The organism is Methylobacterium sp. Leaf91 (assembly GCF_001422815.1).
In the GTDB taxonomy this organism is placed as follows: domain Bacteria; phylum Pseudomonadota; class Alphaproteobacteria; order Rhizobiales; family Beijerinckiaceae; genus Methylobacterium.
Map to the genome: position 1 here is coordinate 74,645 of NZ_LMMP01000006.1, position 18,819 is coordinate 93,463.

The following is an 18,819-nucleotide window of genomic DNA, read 5'->3' on the forward strand; positions in this document are numbered from 1 at the left end:
CGGCAACCGCGACGGAGGGTGGCAGCGTTCCATGGAAGAGATCGTCTGGATCAGGCCCGCCGATTACGATCCCGCCGTCGTCGCGGGGCTCGTGTTCCAGCCGGAGCCGGGCCTTCCCGCCTTCGAGGTCATGTACCGCTGCCGGGTGGTGATGATGTTCAAGGCCGGGATCGCCTGGGAAATCAGGCCGTTCACGCAACTCACCTTGAAGATCGTCGAGGAGCCGGAAGGCTGAAGTCTTTCACGGGATCCGCGACAGTTCCAAGTCGCGGCGGATCGCCAGGAGGTCGAGGACGGCGAGAACCAGCCAGGGACCTGCGATCCCGATGAAGAATGCCATGTGACCTCTCCTGTCCCGGCGATGATCCGGCATCGCCGCATCGGACGATAGGACAGGTCCCGGCGGTCGGCAAACGGCAGGGCGCGGGTCTCGATCCGCCCTGCCCCCGGACGATGGTCAGGGTCGGCCGGCGGCGTCCAGGATCAGCCTCGCGATCGTGTCGGGCTGGGAGATCAGGGACAGGTGGCTCGCCGTCACCTCGATCGTGGTCGCGCCCATCCTCTTCGCCATGAAGCGTTGGAGAGCGGGGTCGATCGTCCGGTCCTCCGTCGAGACCGCGTAGAAGCTCGGCTTCGATCGCCAGGCCGCCTGGGTGGTCCTGCCCGCCAGCAGCGCTTTGGCGAAGGGCTGCTGCACCGCGTAGAGCACCTTCGCCTTCGCCTCGGGAAGGTCGCTGGCGAAATCCCGCAGGAAGGCCGCTTCGCCGAGACGTCCGTACTCGTCGTCGAAGACGATGCCGGCCGTGGCGGGCGGTGTCGGAAACGTCCTGGCCAGGGCGGCGTAATCCTCTCCCGCATCGGGGGCGCGTGCCGCCACGTAGACGAGGGCCGACACGTTGGGGGCGATGCCGGCTTCCGTGATGATCATTCCGGCGAAGGAATGCCCGACGAGCACGGTCGGCCCGTCCTGCCGCGCCAGCACCCGCCGCACCGAGGCCACCGCCTCGTCGAGGGTGGTCAGCGGGTTCTGCACTGAGGTGACATCGAGCCCCGCCGCCTGCAGCCGCCCGATCACCTCCGACCAGCACGACCCGTCGGCGAACAAGCCGTGGACGAGGACCACGTTGCGCGCCCGCGGGACCGGTGCGGCCAGAGCTGGGCCGTGCAGAAGCGGGACGACTGACGCGGCGACGGACAGCCTCAGGAAAGAGCGGCGATCCATCGGGGGCTCCTCTGACGGCGACAGATTCGGTATTGACCGCGCCTTCGCGGGGAAAGTCCAGGCGCGGCTCGAAACTCTGCCCGCCGGGATGATCGCCCTCCGGCCCGCCTCAGACCAGCCCGGTCAGGTAATAGACCCCGATGACCAGGAAGACCGCGCTCGTCTTCAGCAGCGTGATCGCGAAGATGTCGGCATAGGCCTGCCGGTGGGTCAGCCCCGTCACCGCGAGCAGGGTGATGACCGCGCCGTTATGGGGCAGCGTGTCCATGCCGCCGCTCGCCATGGCGGCGACCCGGTGCAGCACCTCCATGGGGATGCCGGTGGCCTGGGCCGCCGCGATAAAGGTGGAAGACATGGCGGCGAGCGCGATGCTGAGCCCTCCGGAGGCCGAGCCGGTGATGCCGGCGAGCGCCGTCACCGTCACCGCCTCGTTCACCAGCGGATTGGGGATCGCGGAGAGTGCCTCGCGGATGACGATGAAGCCCGGCAGGGCCGCGATGACCGCGCCGAACCCGTATTCGGAGGCGGTGTTCATGGCGGCGAGCAGCGAGCCCGCCACCGCCGCGCGGCTGCCCTCGGCGAAGCTTTTCGAGACCGGCTTCCAGGCGAAGACGAAGACCGTGAGGATGCCGGCCAGCAGCGCCAGTTCCACCGCCCAGATCGCCGTGACGGAGGACAGGGTCGTGACGATCGGCTTGTCGAGCCCCGCAAGCATGGTCTCGGTCTTCGCCCCGTAGAGGCGCGGGATGAGCGCGGTGAAGGCGAGGTTCGAGAAACCGACCACGACGAGCGGCAGAAGCGCCACCAGGGGATGCGCCAGGGCTTCGTCGGAGACGGGCGTCGGCTCGTTGCTGTGGCCGCTGCCGTAGCCCTCTCCCCTGGCCTTGGCCGAGGCGATGCGCCGGTCGAGATAGGCGACACCCGCGACGAGGATGAAGGCGGCGCCGATCAGCCCGAGCCAGGGGGCCGCCCAGGTGTTGGTGCCGAAGAAGGTGGTGGGAATGATGTTCTGGATCTGCGGCGTGCCGGGCAGCGCGTCCATCGTGTAGGAGAAGGCGCCGAGCGCGATGGTGCCGGGGATGAGGCGCTTCGGGATCTCGCTCAGCCGGAAGGCTTCCGCCGCGAACGGATAGACCGCGAACACCACGACGAAGAGCGAGACGCCGCCATAGGTGAGCAGATTGCAGACCAGCACGATGGAGAGCACCGCCCGGCGCGGGCCGACGAGATCGATCACTGCCGTGACGATGGAGCGCGAAAAACCCGACAGTTCGATGACCTTGCCGAACACCGCGCCGAGGAGGAAGACCGGCAGGTAAAGCTTCACGAAGCCGACCATCTTCTCCATGAACAGGCCGGAGAAGACCGGCAGCACGGCGGACGGGTCGGTGAGGAGCACGGCAAGCAGTGCGGCCACCGGGGCGAACAGGATGACGCTGAAGCCGCGATAGGCGACGAGCATCAGGAAGCCGAGCGCCAGCAGCGCGATGGCGAGGCTCATGACGACGCTCTCATGATGGGGCAACCTCCGGGCACTCTGCCCCTGTCGAGACGCACAGCTGATGCTAGAAGCCGCAGCGTGGCAATGCCACAGCGAGGTGACCCGAGACGGACGGCACCTATTTGAAACGGCAGCGGTCCGGTCGGTGCCGCTTCGACTGGTCTGGTGAGGGTGCCCCTCGCCGAGGAGCGATGACATGAAGCCGTCCTCTCCCCGTTTCGACGTGGCCGTCGTCGGCGCAGGCGCGGCCGGGCTCGGTCTCGCCCTGGCCCTGGCCCGAGAGGGCATCGCCACGGCCCTCGTCGGCCGCCACGCCCCCGTCGCCGACGGACGCACGGTCGCCCTCCTCGACGGATCGGTGCGTTTCCTCCGCGCGCTGGGGGCCTGGGCGGAGGTGGCGCCGCATGCGGCACCCCTGGCCGAACTCCACATCGTCGACGATACCGGCAGCCTGTTCCGTCCGCCGCCGGCCCGGTTCGTCTCCACCGAAATCGGCCTCGACGCCTTCGGCTGGAACGTGGAGAGCGCCCGCCTCGTGGAATCGTTGCGAGCGCAGGCCCGGTCGGCTCCCGGCCTGACTCTGTTCGAGAGCGACGCGGTGGGGCTGGAACGGGATGCCGACGAGGCGCGGATCCTCGTTGGGGAAGGGGCGGCAGTCGCGGCGCGCCTCGTCGTCGGTGCGGACGGAGCCCGCTCGCGCATGCGGGAGCAGGCCGGCATCGCCACCAAGGACTGGTCCTATCCGCAGGCCGCCATCACCACCTTGCTCGCCCATGAGCGCCCGCACCGGGACGTCTCCACCGAATTCCATACCCGGCAGGGGCCGTTCACCCTGGTCCCCCTCCCCGGCGGGCATCGTTCCAGCCTCGTCTGGGTCACCGGCGCGGGACCGGTGCGTCGCCTCTCCGAACTGGAGGATGCCGACCTCGCGCGCGCCATCGAGAACCAGGCCCAGGCCATGCTCGGTGCCATGCGCATCGACGGGCCGCGCGGGCTCGTTCCCATGCGGGGCCTCTCCGTCGCCTCCCCGGTCGGGCCTCGCATCGCGCTCATCGGCGAGGCGGCCCATGCCTTTCCGCCTATCGGAGCGCAGGGGCTCAATCTCGGCTTGCGCGATGCCGCGGCGCTGCGCGACAGCGTCCTGGCTGCGACCTCGGACGGCCGCGATCCGGGCTCGCGCGAGGCTTTGTCCGGGTTCGCCTGTTCGCGGGCACTGGATGCCCGCCTGCGCACGGCTGCGGTGGATACGCTCAACCGCAGCCTGCTCAGCTCTCTGATCCCCGTCGATGCCCTGCGCGGGCTCGGCCTGCTGGCCATGACCACGATCGGGCCGCTGCGCCGCGTCGTCATGCGCGAGGGTGTGCTGCCGCGCCTCGGCGCCCCCGCTCTGATGCGGTGACGGTCAGCGTCGGGCGAGGCTCGTCGGCGCGTCCGCCGCACCGAAACGGTCGCCGGTCGATCCGGTGGGGATCGAGGCGGCGGGCGTTCCGCGGCTGAAAGCGGTGCCGTCCCGCCCGAGGCGCTCGCCATGGGCGAACAGGGCCTTCATGTAATCCTGGTCGAACGGCGCCGAGGTGGTGCGCGTGAACCGGTTGTCGATCTGGGCCACGTCGAGATCGAGGCCGTTACGCTCGGCGAAGCTCTCCGTCAGGGCGAGCGCCGCACGGGTCTGCGCCTTGATCGCGGCCGACATTGCGCGGCCGAGCACGCTCAGGGTCGTGCGTGTGGCCATCTGGAAGTCCGGCGTTACCGTGTTGTTGACGACGAGATAGACCGTGCTCGTGGGAAGCCTCACCTTGGCCTTGCCGAGGATCGCGGCTTCCGGCGCCAGGTAGAACGGCGCAGTGGTGCCGCCATCCGCATGCATCTCCTGGAAGCGCTTCCCGTCCGTACCGACCACGTCGATCATCACCGGCGGGAATACGCCCGGCACCGCCGAGGAGGCGAGGATGATCGAGCGGAACAGGTCGAGCGCCTTCGGGCCGCCCTCGGAGGCGATGGCGCCCATGTCCCACAGGACGGGGCGCTCGCTGTCCACCGCCGTGGTCGCCACCAACAGGCGACGTCCCTTGGCGTGCTCGGCAGCGATGTCGGTGAGGAGCTTGCCCGTCACCATCCGTTCGATCCGGCGCTTGAGCGGCCAGGTATCGGTGAGGGCTTCGTTGGTACCGCCGAATTCGAATACGTCGGCGGCCGAGATCTCCGTATAGGCGTGCGCCAGTGTCGCATCGGCGCTGGATCCGAGGAAGGCGAAGGGCGCGATCATCGCCCCCGTACTGACCCCGGTGATGATTCCGAAAGCGGGCCGGTTGCCGGCCTTCGACCAGCCGTTGAGGAGACCGGCGGCGAAGGCTCCGTTCTCGCCGCCGCCGGACAGGACCAGCCACGGATCGGACGCGGCACTCGCGCCGTCGATGAGATGCTGGAAGGCCTTGGTGTCGTCGGCTGGTATCCGGAGAAGGCCCTTCAGGCCGTCGGGCCTGGCATCGGCCGCATCACCGGCCGTGAACGCGACCCGTTCGGATGATCTCGCTGGCGATGACTTCGAGGATTCTTTGAGAGGAGCGGATCTCGCCGGTGCGCCCGCATGGGCCGGAGCGGCCTCGACCGGTCCGGCGATGCCGAGCATGGCCACCATGCTGGCCGCGTAGAAGAGACCGTGTCGGCTGGATGATCCGGACATGAGAGAGTGTCCTTGGTAAGTCTCGAAACGCCCGCCTCTGCTGCGAGAACCCGGCGTCGACCGGCCGGTTCCGGTCCGTGGACCCTCCCCTTGCGTCGAACATGCGCCAGCGCACGTCGTTGGGAAAGCGGTCTTCTCCCAAAACCCGCCTTTACGCGGGGGGTAACCTTGACTAACCGCTTCGAGGCTAGAGCATCATCCGGAAAGTCAGATCTGGTTTTCGGTAAAGATGATGCGGTGCCAACACCCTAGGTCGACGACCTGAATACGATATGCAGGTCGTCGACCTGGTCCAACGACTATCCATAGCCGGAGCCCGAGTCCCGATGAAACTACCGCGCCGCTTCTTTCAGCCGCTCGCCACAGGCGCGCCGGCCCCGTTCCGTGACCTGCCGGTGAAGCTCGAGCGGATGATCCATTTCGTGCCGCCGCACAACGACAAGGTCCGTTCCCGGGTGCCGGAACTCGCCGCCACCGTGGACGTGGTGCTCGGCAATCTCGAGGACGCCGTGCCGGTCGATCAGAAGGAGGCGGCCCGCAAGGGCTTCGTCGCCATGGCGCAGGCCACCGATTTCGCCGCCTCCGGCACCGGATTGTGGACCCGCATCAACGCCCTCAACAGCCCCTGGATTCTCGACGACCTGTTCGAGATCGTGTCCCAGGTCGGGGACAAGCTCGACGTGGTGATGGTGCCCAAGGTCGAGGGACCGTGGGACATCCACTATATCGACCAACTCTTGGCCCAGCTCGAGGCGAAGCACGGCGTCTCGAAGCCGATCCTCGTCCACGCCATCCTGGAGACCGCCGAAGGCGTCGCCAATGTCGACGCCATCGCCTCCGCCTCCCCGCGCATGCACGGCATGAGCCTCGGCCCCGCCGATCTCGCGGCCTCACGCGGCATGAAGACCACCCGCGTCGGCGGCGGCCACCCGGATTACCGGGTCATCGCCGACCCGACGAGCGACGGCGCCGCCCGCGCGTCGGCCCAGCAGGACCTCTGGCACTACACCATCGCGAAGATGGTCGATGCCTGCATGGCCAACGGCCTCAAGGCCTTCTACGGCCCGTTCGGCGACTTCTCGGACGGGGATGCCTGCGAGGCTCAGTTCCGCAACGCCTTCCTCATGGGCTGCGCCGGCGCCTGGACCCTGCATCCGAACCAGGTCGCCATCGCCAAGCGCGTCTTCGCCCCCGATCCGGCGGAAGTCGCCTTCGCGGTGCGGATCGTCGAGGCGATGCCGGACGGGACCGGCGCGGTGATGCTCGACGGCAAGATGCAAGACGACGCCACCTGGAAACAGGCCAAGGTGATCGTCGATCTGGCCCGGCTGGTGGCCGAGAAGGACCCGGAGCTCGCCAAGACCTACGGCCTGAAGTGACCTCTGGCCCGAACTGAGATGGCCTTCCCTCTCCCCGCACGCGGGGAGAGGGCTTCATGCCCCCCCCGTCGGGGCATGAAGCGAGGCGGCAGCCGAAGGTGAGGGGGCGGCTCAGGCACAGCCTCGTTCGTTCGACCCCCCCTCACCGCCGCTCCGGCTTCGCCTCCGCTTCCCGCAGCCACGGATCCCGAAGCGATCGGCCGGATGCCGTCCGAGATCTGCAGACCGAGACGGCTCCTTGCGATGCGGCGTGGCAACGCCGACGATGACAACCTGTCCGACGCATCCTATTTTGGCGTCATGACCGATTTCTCTCCCACCGGAATCCAGACGCGCACCGCCAAGTTCGGCCTCGGCGCCGTGGTGCGCCACCGGATCTACCCGTTTCGCGGCGTCGTCTTCGACGTGGACCCGATCTTCGACAACACCGAGGAATGGTGGCTGGCGATTCCCGAAGAAGTACGGCCGCGCAAGGACCAGCCGTTCTACCACCTTCTCGCCGAGAACGCGGAGAGCGAGTACGTGGCCTATGTCTCCGAACAGAACCTCATTCCCGACACGTCCGGCGAGGCCCTGCGTCATGCCGGGATTCCGGAGGTGTTCGAGCGGGATTCGGACGGCGCCTACCGCCTTCGGGGCGCTCACACGAACTGAGTCCCGGACGGGACCCCACATCGCGGAGCCCCCTCATCGACGGTGCGCATGAAAAAGGCCGGGCTCGCCGCCCGGCCTTTTCCTATTGTCATGAAGTGGGTTCGAGGCCTGGTCTCAGGGCTTCGGAGCGGTACCCACGGCGGCAGCGCCGGCGGCATTCTGCTTCTCGAGATTCTTGCGCATGTCTTCGCTGCGCTTCTCGAGCTCGGCCTGGAGCTTCTTCTGCTGCTCTTCCAGCACCTTCGGATCGACGGCCGGGCCGTCGAAGGCCTTGCCGAAGCCGGTCAGCGGCACGGCGAAGGTCACCTCGCGCTGGGCCTGGTTCTGGACGCTGATATTGAGGGTGGTGCCCTTCTTGAGCGCGTTCACGAGGTCGTTACCGACATTGCCGGCCTCGGCGAAGCAGCCGTTGGGGAAGCACACGGCGAACTTACCCGGCGTCGCCTGCTGGCCATCGACGGTGAAGCGGATGCCGGGGCCGAGGAGCAGGCCGAGCGGCAGCAGGTAGCGCACCACGCGCACGCTCTGCTGGGCGTTCTTCATGTCGTAGACCGCCACGGCGAGGACCGGCTGGCCCTGGTCGGAGACGAAGTCGCGGGTGGTGTAGCAGACGTCGGTGCTGGTGTTCTGGTCCTTGCCGCAGACCTTGGTCCAATCGGCCTGGGACGGCTCGGACTTCACGTTGACGATCTGCGGGCCGGCCGGCTGCTGGGCGGCCGGGGTCTGGGTGGCCGGCGCTGCCGGGGCCGGTGCGGTCGGAGCGGGGGCCTTGCCCTTCGGAGCCTGGGCGAAGGCCGGTGCCGCCAAGCCCGCATTGCCCATCATGCCGGCCAGGGCGAGAATCGCGGCGGCGCGCATCGGGCGCGCGGGACGGTTGGCAAAGAACATCAGCTCTGACCCCTTGGATATCGCGAATGACGAAGACATGCTGCGGCGCTTGAACCCAGCAGGACGTTTCCTGAACTCGATGATGCGGATCGAAACCCGCGGACGGCGTTCGGCCGAGCCCTCGCCGCCCTGGTTCGCGCGGTCAAGCCCTCGGCGCGCGCAAATCACCCGCTCCTGAACCCTGGATGGCCAATATGGGCCCGCCAGGGTGCCGAACGGGGCGTTCAACGCCTCGAACCCGCTCGAACGACCGGGCCGCCTGCTTCCCTGCGGAATGCGGCGAAGACATGACACCTGCGCTGTCCGCCAGATCGCGGACGACCTGTCGGTTGCCCTTTCCCAAGGGCGTTTTTAAGCAAAGTTTAACCCTAACCGTTCATCACCGCAGGGCACGGAAAGTCGATGCACGCGGGGAGTTGAGGCGGAGGTGTCGGCGCAGCCAGCGATCATACCCTTTGGCGACGCTCCTCCCGTCGCCCTTCCGGCGGACAGGCCCGTCGTGCCGAGCCCGCATTCGGATGTGGTCAGGCCCGGCCTCTGCACGTTGCTGGCGGCGACCGCCCATGCCGATCCGAGCCGTGTCGCCTTCATCGATCCCAACGACAAGGTCGGGTGGTCCGGGCGCAGCCCCATCACCTGGACCTATGGGTCCGCCGCCGAGATCGTCGCGCGCCTCGCCAGCGGGATGAGGCAATGGCGGCTGGCCCCGGCGAGCCGTGTGGGCCTGATCGCCGCCGCGGGGTCGGAGACCGTGCTCTCCTACCTGGCCATCGAGGCCGCGGGCCACATTCCCTGCCTCCTACCCCTGACATGGGACGAAGACGCCCTCGTGGCCGGCATCCAGGCCGCCGGTATTCAGGCCGTGCTCACCCAATCCCGTATCGCCGGAATGCTGCCGGCCGAAGGCCTGCGCCGTGTCGCCCTGCGCTATTTCGGCCTGCGCTACCTCGCGGCCTTCGGGCCGGAGGTGCCCGACGGGGTCATCAGTCTCGACGGCATGGTCCTCGATGGACATGGCAGCCCGTTCGCGCCGTCGAGCGCCGGGCTCGTGACTTTCGCCGCTGCCGATCCCACGCAGCCGGTCTATCGCCCGGCGGACGCGCTGATCGCCTCGATCGCGGTCCATCTCGCCACGATCCGGATTGCTCCACGCGACCGAATCCTGACCCTTCTCGCGCCAGCCGACCTGAGGGGCCTCGTCACCGGCCTCGGCGCCGCCCTCGTGGCCGGGGCCGCGCTCGAAACATGTGGGCCGTTCGACGCCGCCCACCTCGCCGAGGCGCTGGCTCGACCCGGACCGACGCATCTTGTCGTGCCCGCTGCCCTGGAGCGCAATCTCGCGGCGAGCCGTTGCCCTCCCAGCCTCGAATCCGTCACCCTTGCTCACCGGTTGCCGACCCGCCTGACCACACGGCTGCTGGCACCGGGCGCCGTGCATGGTCCGCGACGGGTGATCGATGTCCTCGCCTTCGACGAGGCGGCCCTCCTCACCGCCTCGCGGGCCGATGGGGACGTCGCCCACTTCCTCGCAGATGCTCATCCGTTGGCACCGTTCCCGGCTCTTCTGGATATCGCCCGTGACGAGGACGGGCGATTCGCTTTCCGGGGCCGTGCCTCCAAAGCCAGCCCCCTGCAACGCGGCATCCCGCCGGAAAAAGCCGCCGATCTGTGGAGGGCCGTCCCATTCGCGGCAAAAATATTTGCCGGACGAGCAACCGAGATCCTTCGCTGCTGACCATCCGGCGGCATCGTCGTGCCCGAAATTCACCGCTTTCGACGCGTGGCACGGCGGCCGTGCCAAAGACGGTGATTCAGCTGTTTTATGAAACGAATTTCCTATTTCGGAACAGCCGTCTGGAGTGAGTTCCGGATGTCTTGCGCGATGCAGCGTGAGGCTAGGGCGCTACGGGTCGCGAGCGGGCTCTTCGCCGGATAGCAAGAGGATTTTCACCCTGCAGCCGGCGAACCAACTGGGTTCACGTGTGTTATCGCACGGGTCCCTTCCCAAGGGGCGATGGATGAGCTAACCCTGACAGTCATGAGTGCGCTGCAACAAGTGTTGGTCGTCGATGATGGTCACCGCGCCATCGATCACTCCCTCGCCGCCGAGCTTGCCGAGCTGGGTTATGCGAGCGTTACCGCATCCCTCGAGGCCGCCGACGACGTTCTCGCCGTCATCGCCCGCCCCGCGGCCATCCTGCTTCAGACCTCGAGCCGGCTCGACCCGGCCTATGCCATGCTTTCCGAGCGCCTGCGTGAGCAGATGCAGCATGCGGGCATCCCCGTCATCGTCATCGATGGCCGTACGGGACGTGGCAGCGGCGCCTCGGTCGATCTGCAGAGCCGGATCGGTCCTTACGTCCTGAACGAACCGGACCTCTAATCCTGCCTATGAGGACAGCACCGCAGGTGCTTGTTTGAGAAAAGGTTTTTCGATGGAGGCGGGCCGGTGAGCCCGCCTTTTTCATGAGTTCTTCGCCGAATGCGCCGGGGTGATCGACCCGGCGTGATGTCCCTCACGCCGCCTTCTTGACGCGGGCGATCTTGGACAATTCGCGCAGGATCGAGGTCGTGATCTTCAGGCGCTCGGGGATGGAATCGAGCTCGCGGATGAACACGATGCTCATGTCCGGGCGCACCTTGGCGAAGGAGGCCTGACCGCCGACGAAGGCCACCAGCCCCTGCGGATTGGCGAAGGACTTGTCGCGGAAATGGACGACGACGCCCTTCGGCCCGGCCTCGACCTTCTCCACGTTGGTGTCGCGGCACAGGATCTTGATCGTGACGATCTTGAGGAGCTGCTCCACCTCCGGCGGCAGCGGCCCGAACCGGTCGATCAGCTCGGCCCCGAAGCTCTCCATCTCGGCGTCGTTCTCCAGGGTGGAGAGCCGGCGATAGAGGCCGAGGCGGACGGTGAGATCCTCGACGTAATCCTCCGGGATCGTGACCGGTGCTCCCAGCGCGATGGTGGGTGACCACGCCTCCTCCACCGGCTCCTCGATGCCGGCCTTGAGGGCGGTGACGGCATCCTCCAGCATCTGCTGGTAGAGTTCGTAGCCGACCTCCTTGATATGGCCTGACTGGGCGTCACCGAGCAGGTTGCCGGCGCCGCGGATGTCGAGATCGTGGGAGGCGAGCTGGAAGCCCGCGCCCAGGGTGTCGAGGGTCTGGAGCACTTGGAGACGCTTCTCCGCCTGCACGGTGAGCTGCTTGTTGGCCGGGGTCGTGAACAGGGCGTAGGCGCGGGCCTTGGCGCGCCCGACACGGCCGCGCAGCTGGTAGAGCTGGGCGAGGCCGAACATGTCGGCCCGGTGCACGATGAGGGTGTTGGCGGTGGGGATGTCGAGGCCGGATTCGACGATGGTGGTGGAGAGCAGCACGTCGAACTTGCCCTCGTAGAACGCGGTCATCACGTCCTCGAGCTGGCCCGCCGCCATCTGGCCATGGGCCACCGCCACCTTGGTCTCGGGCATCTCGGTATCGAGGAAGCGCTTCACCTCCGCCAGATCCTCGATCCGCGGCACCACATAGAAGGACTGGCCGCCGCGATAGCGCTCGCGCAGCAGGGCCTCTCGGATCATCAGCGCATCGAACGGGATCACGAAGGTGCGCACCGCGAGGCGGTCCACCGGTGGCGTCGCGATGATCGAGAGTTCGCGGACCCCGGTCATGGCGAGCTGGAGCGTGCGCGGGATCGGGGTCGCCGAGAGGGTCAACACGTGGACATCGGCCTGGAGCGCCTTGAGGCGCTCCTTGTGGGCCACGCCGAAATGCTGCTCCTCGTCGACGATGATGAGGCCGAGATCCTTGAAGGCCACGTTCTTGGCGAGCAGCGCATGGGTGCCGACCACGATGTCGACGGTCCCGGCGGCGAGGCCCGCGCGGTTCTGCTTCATCTCGGCGGCGGAGACGAAGCGCGAGAGCTGCGCCACCTGCACCGGCAGCCCTTTGAAGCGCTCGGCGAAGGTCCGGTAATGCTGGCGCGCCAGCAGGGTGGTGGGCACCACCACCGCCACCTGCTTGCCGCCCATGGCCCCCGCGAAGGCGGCGCGCAACGCCACCTCGGTCTTGCCGAAGCCGACATCGCCGCAGACGAGGCGGTCCATGGGACGACCGGCATTGAGATCGGACAGGACGGCGTCGATGGCGGTGGCCTGGTCCTCGGTCTCCTCGAATGCGAAGCGGGCGGCGAACTCGCCGTAGAGGCCGTCCGGAGCCTGGAGGCGGGGCGCCTGGCGCACGAAGCGCTCGGCCGCGATCTTGATGAGCTGGCCGGCCATCTCCAGGATGCGCTTCTTCATCTTGGCCTTGCGGGCCTGCCAGGCACCGCCGCCGAGACGATCGAGGGCAACCTCCGCATCTTCCGAGCCGTAGCGGGTCAGAAGCTCGATATTCTCCACCGGCAGCAGCAGCAGTCCGCCGGCATACTGGATCTCCAGGCAATCGTGCGGCGCGCCCGCCGCCGTCACCGTCTTGAGGCCGACGAACCGGCCGATGCCGTGATCGGCATGGACCACGAGATCGCCGGGCTGCAGCGCCTGCACCTCCAGGATGATGTCCTGTGGCCGTTTAGACTTGCGCTTCTGGCGCACCAGCCGGTCGCCGAGGATGTCGCCTTCCGAGATGACTGCGAGCTTGTCGACAACGAACCCGGAATCGAGCCCCCACACCGCCACCGCCATGTCGGTGCCGCGCTTCAGGGCGTTCACCGCCGTGAGGGTGTTGATGGAGACCGGCTTCTTTAGGCCGTGATCGGTGAGCACCCCGCACAGCCGGTCGCGCGAGCCGTCGGACCAGGATGCGAGGATCACATGATGACCCGATCCCTGGAGTTCCTTCACATGGGCGACGGCGGCGTCGAACACGCTGGCCGTCTCGTCCGCCCGCTCGGCCGCGAAGCTGCGGCCCGCCTTGCCCTCGCAATCGATGGTGAGGCGGTCCGGGCTCTCGGGCATTGCGAAGGGCGAGAGCCGCGCGACGGAGGCGGCGGCGACCCGCTCCTTCCAGTCGTTCTGCGTCAGGTAGAGGGAGGACGGCCTGAGCGGCTTGTAGGGCGCGACGCCGGTGGACGGCGTCTTCATCGCCTCGGCGCGGGCGTCGTAATAATCGCGGATCAGGGTGAGGCGCTCGGCGACCGCCTCCTCCGCCTGTGCGTCGAAGACCAGCGGCACGCCCGGCACGTAGTCGAACAGGGTGTCGAGATGGTCGTAGAACAGCGGCATCCAGTGCTCGAGGCCGGCATAGCGCCGTCCCTCGCTGATGGTCTCGTAGAGCCGATCGTCGCGGGTCGCCGCGCCGAAGGTGGAGATATAGCCCTGGCGGAAGCGCCGGATCGTCTCCGTGGTCAATTGCACCTCGCTCATCGGAACGAGGTCGAGGGAGCGGAGCGAGCCCACCGTGCGCTGGGTCTCCGGGTCGAAGGCGCGGATGGATTCCAGGGTATCGCCGAAGAAGTCGAGGCGGATCGGGTTCGGCAGGCCCGGCGGCGACAGGTCGAGGATGCCGCCGCGCACGGCGTATTCCCCCGTCTCGCGCACCGTCCCCGTGCGCAGGAAGCCGTTGGCCTCGACCCAGGCGGTGACGGTATCCATCGGCACCACGTTGCCGATCGCCGCCGAGAAGGTCTCCACCGCGATCTTCTCTCGGGGAGGCACTCTCTGGATCAAAGCGTTGACGGTGGTGCAGAGGATGCGCGGCTGTTCCTCTGACGAACGCGAGCGCGAGAGCCGCGACAGGGCGGTCATCCGCTGGGCGGCGATGGCGGCGTTCGGAGAGACCCGGTCGTAGGGCTGGCAGTCCCAGGCCGGGATGCTCATCACCTCGATCTCGGGGGCGACGAATTTCAGCCCGGTCTGGAACGCGTTCGAGCGCCCGGAATCGCGGGCCACATGCACCAGAACCGCCGGTCCCTCGAAACTCCGCGACAGGGCGCGGGCGAGATCGGCCACCACCACCGCATCGAACCCTTCGGGCACGTTGGCGAGCGTCGGGCTATCGCCGCGCTTCAGCGCCTCCAGCGCACGGGCGAGCGCACCGGATTTCGGCAGGGCGAACCGCGCCGTCTGGGGCTTCGGGGCGAGAGCGGGAGCTTTGGGCTGGGGTTTGGCCATCGGGTCGGGGTTTTCGAACTCATGGGAAAGTGAGACGCGACGCGCCTCCCTCCCCCCTGTGGGGAGGGACCGAGGGTGGGGGTGGTTGGGCGACCCTCCCACTGCGGAGGCGAGCGGCGCTACCCCCACCTCCAACTCCTCCCCACAGGGGGGAGGAGAGCCTCGCATCGCCTAGACCGCTAATGAATCGGTGCGTCGTGCTTATGGAACGCCTGGAGGCGGCGGTATACCGGCGTGTCGTAATTCTGCGGCGTCTCGTCCTCGCCGGTGAGCCAGCGGAACAGGTCGCGGTCGGGCAGCTCGATCAGGGCCTCGAAGGTCGTCAATTCCTCATCGCTCAGCGTGCCAATCTCCGCATCGGCGAAACGGCCCATGATCAGGTCCATCTCGCGCATGCCGCGATGCCAGGCGCGGAAGAGGGTGCGGCGGCGGCGGGGATCGAGATCCGCGCTGGTGCGGGTGGTTCCGGACATGGGGTCAGCCTGTCATGCTGCGATCCTGGGATCCGGTGATCCCGGGACAGGGGAAACTGTGCGCGGCCCGGTGCCGCGTTAGCGGCGTAGGGCCCTGCTGTCGTCTATATAGACCCGCGCGGCGGCATCACCATCTCCGTTCGCGCGGCTCAACCGGCTTTGCATGACAGACGAACCCCGCCCGACGAACCTGCGCCCCAGCATCCTCGATCCGCTCTTCGCCCAGGCCCGGACCCTCCCCGGCGTCGGGCCGAAGTTGGCGCCGCTGATCGAGCGGCTCCTCGGCACGCCCGAACAGCCAGCGCGGATCGTCGATCTTCTGTTCCACCTGCCCCAGGGCGGGGTGGCGCGCACGATGATGGGCTCCATCGCCGAGGCGCCGCCGGGCGAGCCCGTGACGTTGGGTGTCACCGTGACCGGCTATCGCCCGCCGCAGCCCGGGGCGGGGCGGCGTCCCTTCCGGGTTCTGGTGGAGGACGGCACCGGCGACATCACCCTGGTGTTCTTCGGCATGCCGCAGGCCCGCGTGGAGAAGATGCTGCCGCTGGGCGCCCATCGCTACATTTCCGGCCGCATCGACCTGTGGGACGGGCACCGGCAGATGGTGCATCCGTCGCGGATCGTGGACGAGGCGGGGCTCGCTGCCCTCCCCGCCGTCGAGCTCGTCTACGGCGCGACCGAGGGGCTGACCTCGCGGGCGATCTCGAAACTGGCGCATTCCGCCCTCGACCGGCTGCCGACCCTGCCCGAATGGCAGGACCCGGCCTGGCTCGCGCGGGAAGGGCTGCCGGGTTTCGCCGATGCGCTCAGGGCCGAGCACCGGCCCGAGAACGCGCCGCCGGCACCGGCGAGCGATGGCGTCACGCCCCGCACCCCGGCGCGCCGTCGCCTCGCCTATGACGAACTCCTCGCCTCGCAGCTGGCGCTGGCCCTGATGCGGGCCCGCAACCGCAGGGCGCCCGGCCGCGCCAATGCCGGCGACGGTCATCTCAAGGACCGGATCGAGGCCGCCCTGCCCTTCGCGCTCACCGGCGCCCAGGCCCGGGCCGTCGAGGATATCCGCGCCGATCTCGCCTCCGACCGGCGCATGCTGCGCCTGCTCCAGGGCGATGTCGGCTCGGGCAAGACGGCGGTGGCGCTGCTGGCCATGGCCTCGGCGGTGGAGGTCGGCCGGCAGGCGGCTCTGATGGCGCCCACCGAGATCCTGGCGCGCCAGCATTTCGAGCGCCTGACGGAGCTCGTCGGTTCGCTGCGCCTGCGCCTCCTCACCGGGCGCGACAAGGTCTCGGAGCGCCGCGCCACCCTGGCCGACCTCGCCGACGGCCATATCGATATCGTGGTCGGCACCCACGCCCTGTTCCAGGACAGTGTGATCTTCAAGGATCTCGGCGTCGCCGTGGTGGACGAGCAGCATCGGTTCGGCGTCCATCAGCGCCTCGCGCTCGGCGCCAAGGGGGCGGCGGTGGACATCCTGGTGATGACCGCGACGCCGATCCCCCGCACCCTGGCGCTGACCTGTTTCGGCGACATGGACGTCTCGGTCCTCGACGAGAAGCCCGCCGGCCGCCAGGCCATCGCCACCCGCCTCGTCTCCATCGACCGGCTCGACGAGGTGGTAATGGGGCTCGGCCGGGCGCTTGCCTCCGGGGACAGGGTCTACTGGATCTGCCCGCTGGTGGCGGAATCCGAATATGTCGACCTCGCCGCCGCCGAGGATCGCTTCGCCGACCTGCGGCAGGAATTCGGCGACGCCGTCGGGCTGATCCACGGCAAGATGCCGGGGCCGGACAAGGATGCCGCCATGGAGCGGTTCGCCGCCGGCGAGACGAAGATCCTGGTCTCTACAACGGTGGTGGAGGTGGGCGTCGACGTGCCCGAGGCGACGATCATGGTGATCGAGCATGCCGAGCGGTTCGGCCTCGCGCAGCTGCACCAGCTGCGCGGACGGGTCGGGCGCGGGGCCAAGGCCTCCACCTGCCTGCTGCTCTATCGCGGGCCGCTGGGACAGGTCTCCCGCGCCCGCCTCGAAATGATGCGCGAGACCGAGGACGGTTTCCGCATCGCCGAGGAGGATCTGCGCCTGCGCGGCGAGGGCGAGGTGCTGGGCACGCGCCAATCGGGCGCGGCCGCCTTCCGCCTCGCGAGCCTCGAGAGCGACGCCAGCCTGCTGGAGGTCGCCCGCGATGATGCGCGGCTCATCGTCGAGCGCGATCCCGGCCTCAGATCCGAGCGTGGCAGGGCGCTCCGGGTGCTACTGTACCTGTTCGAAAGGGACGCGGCGATTCGGTTGCTCGGAGCCGGTTGAGCCGATTCGCCGGCCGTCAGGAACCCACGCCAAACCTGAACGCATCGCCACAAAAGCGACGAATCGACCACCGATGACGTCTGCGCAGTTCAGCTTCGAGAACCATGGCACCGCAGCCACATGGCGCCTGAAAAAGCTTGTTTTTCAAAGACTAAGCTGATTTCCGGATCTCGTTTCCCGAGCCGTTGTGCGGTGCCGCACGGACTTCCTGAACTTGAAATGAACGTATTCTCCCCTTAACTGAACATGAACGAACAGCCCGCCAGACTGGGCTGCCACAACGAATTCAGGAGGATGGATATGTCTGCCGGACTGTTCCAAAACCTACCGGGTGCCCACGAAATGGGGAGCGTCCACGCCCTTCCGAGCGAACCGTGGCTGCTTCCGATCTCGGATGGCAAGGAGCCCGCGCTGAAGACGACGGACGATGTCCTCCTCGCGGTTCGTCAATCCGCCCGCCCCTTCCAGATCGCCGCGAATGCGCTGATGGTCCTGCTTTTGGTGGCCGTCACCGCCCAGATCGCCATGGGCTGGGGTGGTTCCACCGTTGCCCCGCACGCCAACAGCCATGTCGCCGATGCCTCGCCGCCGATGCTGCCCATCGAGAAGGCCTCGATGACGGTTCACAACTAGGCGCGTTCCAGCGAGGCTCCCGAAAGGCGGGTTCGCTTTTCGGGAGGTGTGCGTCGGGTCATGTACCGGCCCGGAGACTTGGACCGGCAGCCCTGCGAGGGCGAGCTTTTCACTCCGTGCTGATGAGCTTCTCCTGGCGACGGGACGAGGCTTCGAGCACCGCCTCCGGCCCGGCCGCCTGCCCGTTCTGAGCCGCGCGGATCGATGCCGCCATGGCCTGCAGCCTGACCTGCGGATCTTCCGGCTGGATCACCCCCGCCGACATCACCAGCTTGGCTGCGTCGTCGATGCTCATGGGCACTTCGATGATATCGGCCCGTGGCAGGTAGAAGAAGAAGCCCGTGGTGGGGTTGGGCGCGCAGGGCAGGAACACGCCCACATGGTCGTTTTCCTCCCCCAAAGCCGTCTGGACGTCCGGTCCGGCCGGCGCCGAGACGAACACCACCGACCACGTTCCCTTCACCGGGAATTCGACCAGGCCGACGGTGCGGAACGACGTGCCGTTGGCCGAGAACAGTGTCTCGAAGATCTGCCGCAGGCCCTTGTAGAGGCCCGAGATCACCGGGGTGCGTGCGAGCAGCACCTCCCCGAACTCGACCACGCTGCGGCCGACGAGGTTGGCGGTGAGGAAGCCGAGCAGCGTCACCGCGACGAAGGCGATGACGAGGCCGATGCCCGGAAGCGAGAAGGGCAGGTAATGGTCCGGCAGATAGCTCGCCGGCACCAGGGGCTTCACCCAGCCGTCGATGAGGCTGATGAACCACCACGTGATGTAGATGGTGATCGCCAACGGCCCGGCGACGATGATGCCGGTGAGGAAGTAGGTCCGCAGGCGGCTCTTCTTGCTCACCCGAGGCGGCGGCCGTGCGACGGCGGGGTCTGGTTCCGGCAACGGGGTGAGCGTTTCGCGCACGGGCGGCCTGTCTCGTGGGAGGCTGGTCTTCAGCCTGCATGACAAGGGTTAGCGGGTC

The 18,819-nt window shown here is 68.0% G+C and carries 15 protein-coding genes; 8 read left to right on the forward strand and 7 right to left on the reverse strand.

The window, feature by feature from the left end; genetic code table 11:
• Window positions 1–31: 31 nt before the first annotated feature.
• Window positions 32–235: a hypothetical protein gene (locus ASF32_RS07455; RefSeq protein ID WP_056425746.1), complete on the forward strand. Its 204-nt coding sequence runs from the start codon at window positions 32–34 to the stop codon at window positions 233–235.
• Window positions 236–457: 222 nt separating this feature from the next.
• Here the strand turns inward: ASF32_RS07455 and ASF32_RS07460 are convergent, their stop codons facing one another.
• Entirely contained in the window at window positions 458–1,222 is a 765-nt protein-coding gene (locus tag ASF32_RS07460; protein ID WP_056425750.1) for an alpha/beta hydrolase, read from the reverse strand.
• A gap of 109 nt (window positions 1,223–1,331) precedes the next feature.
• On the reverse strand, window positions 1,332–2,723 hold the full coding sequence (locus tag ASF32_RS07465; protein ID WP_056425752.1) for a GntP family permease: 1,392 nt from the start codon (window positions 2,721–2,723) through the stop codon (window positions 1,332–1,334).
• A 196-nt stretch (window positions 2,724–2,919) separates the two neighbouring features.
• On the opposite strand from ASF32_RS07465, the gene ASF32_RS07470 reads away from it, so the two are divergent.
• Window positions 2,920–4,122 (forward strand): FAD-dependent monooxygenase, encoded by a 1,203-nt coding sequence (locus ASF32_RS07470; RefSeq protein WP_056425755.1) that lies wholly within the window; start codon window positions 2,920–2,922, stop codon window positions 4,120–4,122.
• A 3-nt stretch (window positions 4,123–4,125) separates the two neighbouring features.
• Here ASF32_RS07470 and ASF32_RS07475 read toward each other — a convergent pair whose 3' ends face one another.
• Complete coding sequence (locus tag ASF32_RS07475; protein WP_056425758.1) at window positions 4,126–5,406, reverse strand: patatin-like phospholipase family protein; 1,281 nt, start codon at window positions 5,404–5,406, stop codon at window positions 4,126–4,128.
• Window positions 5,407–5,732: 326 nt separating this feature from the next.
• On the opposite strand from ASF32_RS07475, the gene ASF32_RS07480 reads away from it, so the two are divergent.
• Together ASF32_RS07480 and hspQ are read left to right on the forward strand one after the other, a co-directional pair.
• Complete coding sequence (locus ASF32_RS07480) at window positions 5,733–6,785, forward strand: CoA ester lyase (RefSeq protein ID WP_056425762.1); 1,053 nt, start codon at window positions 5,733–5,735, stop codon at window positions 6,783–6,785.
• 300 nt (window positions 6,786–7,085) lie between these two features.
• The gene (hspQ, locus tag ASF32_RS07485) at window positions 7,086–7,439 is read left to right on the forward strand and encodes a heat shock protein HspQ (protein ID WP_056425932.1); all 354 of its coding nucleotides are present in this window, start codon (window positions 7,086–7,088) and stop codon (window positions 7,437–7,439) included.
• A gap of 114 nt (window positions 7,440–7,553) precedes the next feature.
• Here hspQ and ASF32_RS07490 read toward each other — a convergent pair whose 3' ends face one another.
• Complete coding sequence (locus ASF32_RS07490; RefSeq protein WP_056425765.1) at window positions 7,554–8,327, reverse strand: invasion associated locus B family protein; 774 nt, start codon at window positions 8,325–8,327, stop codon at window positions 7,554–7,556.
• Window positions 8,328–8,754: 427 nt separating this feature from the next.
• Here ASF32_RS07490 and ASF32_RS07495 point away from each other — a divergent pair, with 427 nt between their 5' ends.
• Both ASF32_RS07495 and ASF32_RS07500 read left to right on the forward strand, forming a co-directional pair.
• The gene (locus tag ASF32_RS07495) at window positions 8,755–10,062 is read left to right on the forward strand and encodes an AMP-binding protein (protein WP_082490379.1); all 1,308 of its coding nucleotides are present in this window, start codon (window positions 8,755–8,757) and stop codon (window positions 10,060–10,062) included.
• Window positions 10,063–10,365: 303 nt separating this feature from the next.
• The gene (locus ASF32_RS07500) at window positions 10,366–10,710 is read left to right on the forward strand and encodes a hypothetical protein (RefSeq protein ID WP_056425767.1); all 345 of its coding nucleotides are present in this window, start codon (window positions 10,366–10,368) and stop codon (window positions 10,708–10,710) included.
• Between the two features lie 133 nt (window positions 10,711–10,843).
• Here ASF32_RS07500 and mfd read toward each other — a convergent pair whose 3' ends face one another.
• Window positions 10,844–14,437, reverse strand: a complete 3,594-nt coding sequence (gene mfd, locus ASF32_RS07505) for a transcription-repair coupling factor (RefSeq protein WP_056425770.1) — start codon at window positions 14,435–14,437, stop codon at window positions 10,844–10,846.
• 179 nt (window positions 14,438–14,616) lie between these two features.
• Window positions 14,617–14,910 (reverse strand): succinate dehydrogenase assembly factor 2, encoded by a 294-nt coding sequence (locus tag ASF32_RS07510; protein ID WP_056425773.1) that lies wholly within the window; start codon window positions 14,908–14,910, stop codon window positions 14,617–14,619.
• Between the two features lie 163 nt (window positions 14,911–15,073).
• On the opposite strand from ASF32_RS07510, the gene recG reads away from it, so the two are divergent.
• Together recG and ASF32_RS07520 are read left to right on the forward strand one after the other, a co-directional pair.
• On the forward strand, window positions 15,074–17,215 hold the full coding sequence (gene recG, locus ASF32_RS07515; protein ID WP_056425776.1) for an ATP-dependent DNA helicase RecG: 2,142 nt from the start codon (window positions 15,074–15,076) through the stop codon (window positions 17,213–17,215).
• Between the two features lie 300 nt (window positions 17,216–17,515).
• Window positions 17,516–17,848, forward strand: coding sequence for a hypothetical protein (locus ASF32_RS07520; protein ID WP_056425778.1), 333 nt, complete (start codon window positions 17,516–17,518; stop codon window positions 17,846–17,848).
• 109 nt (window positions 17,849–17,957) lie between these two features.
• Here ASF32_RS07520 and ASF32_RS07525 read toward each other — a convergent pair whose 3' ends face one another.
• Entirely contained in the window at window positions 17,958–18,761 is an 804-nt protein-coding gene (locus ASF32_RS07525) for a DUF502 domain-containing protein (protein ID WP_156467721.1), read from the reverse strand.
• Window positions 18,762–18,819 lie beyond the last annotated feature (58 nt).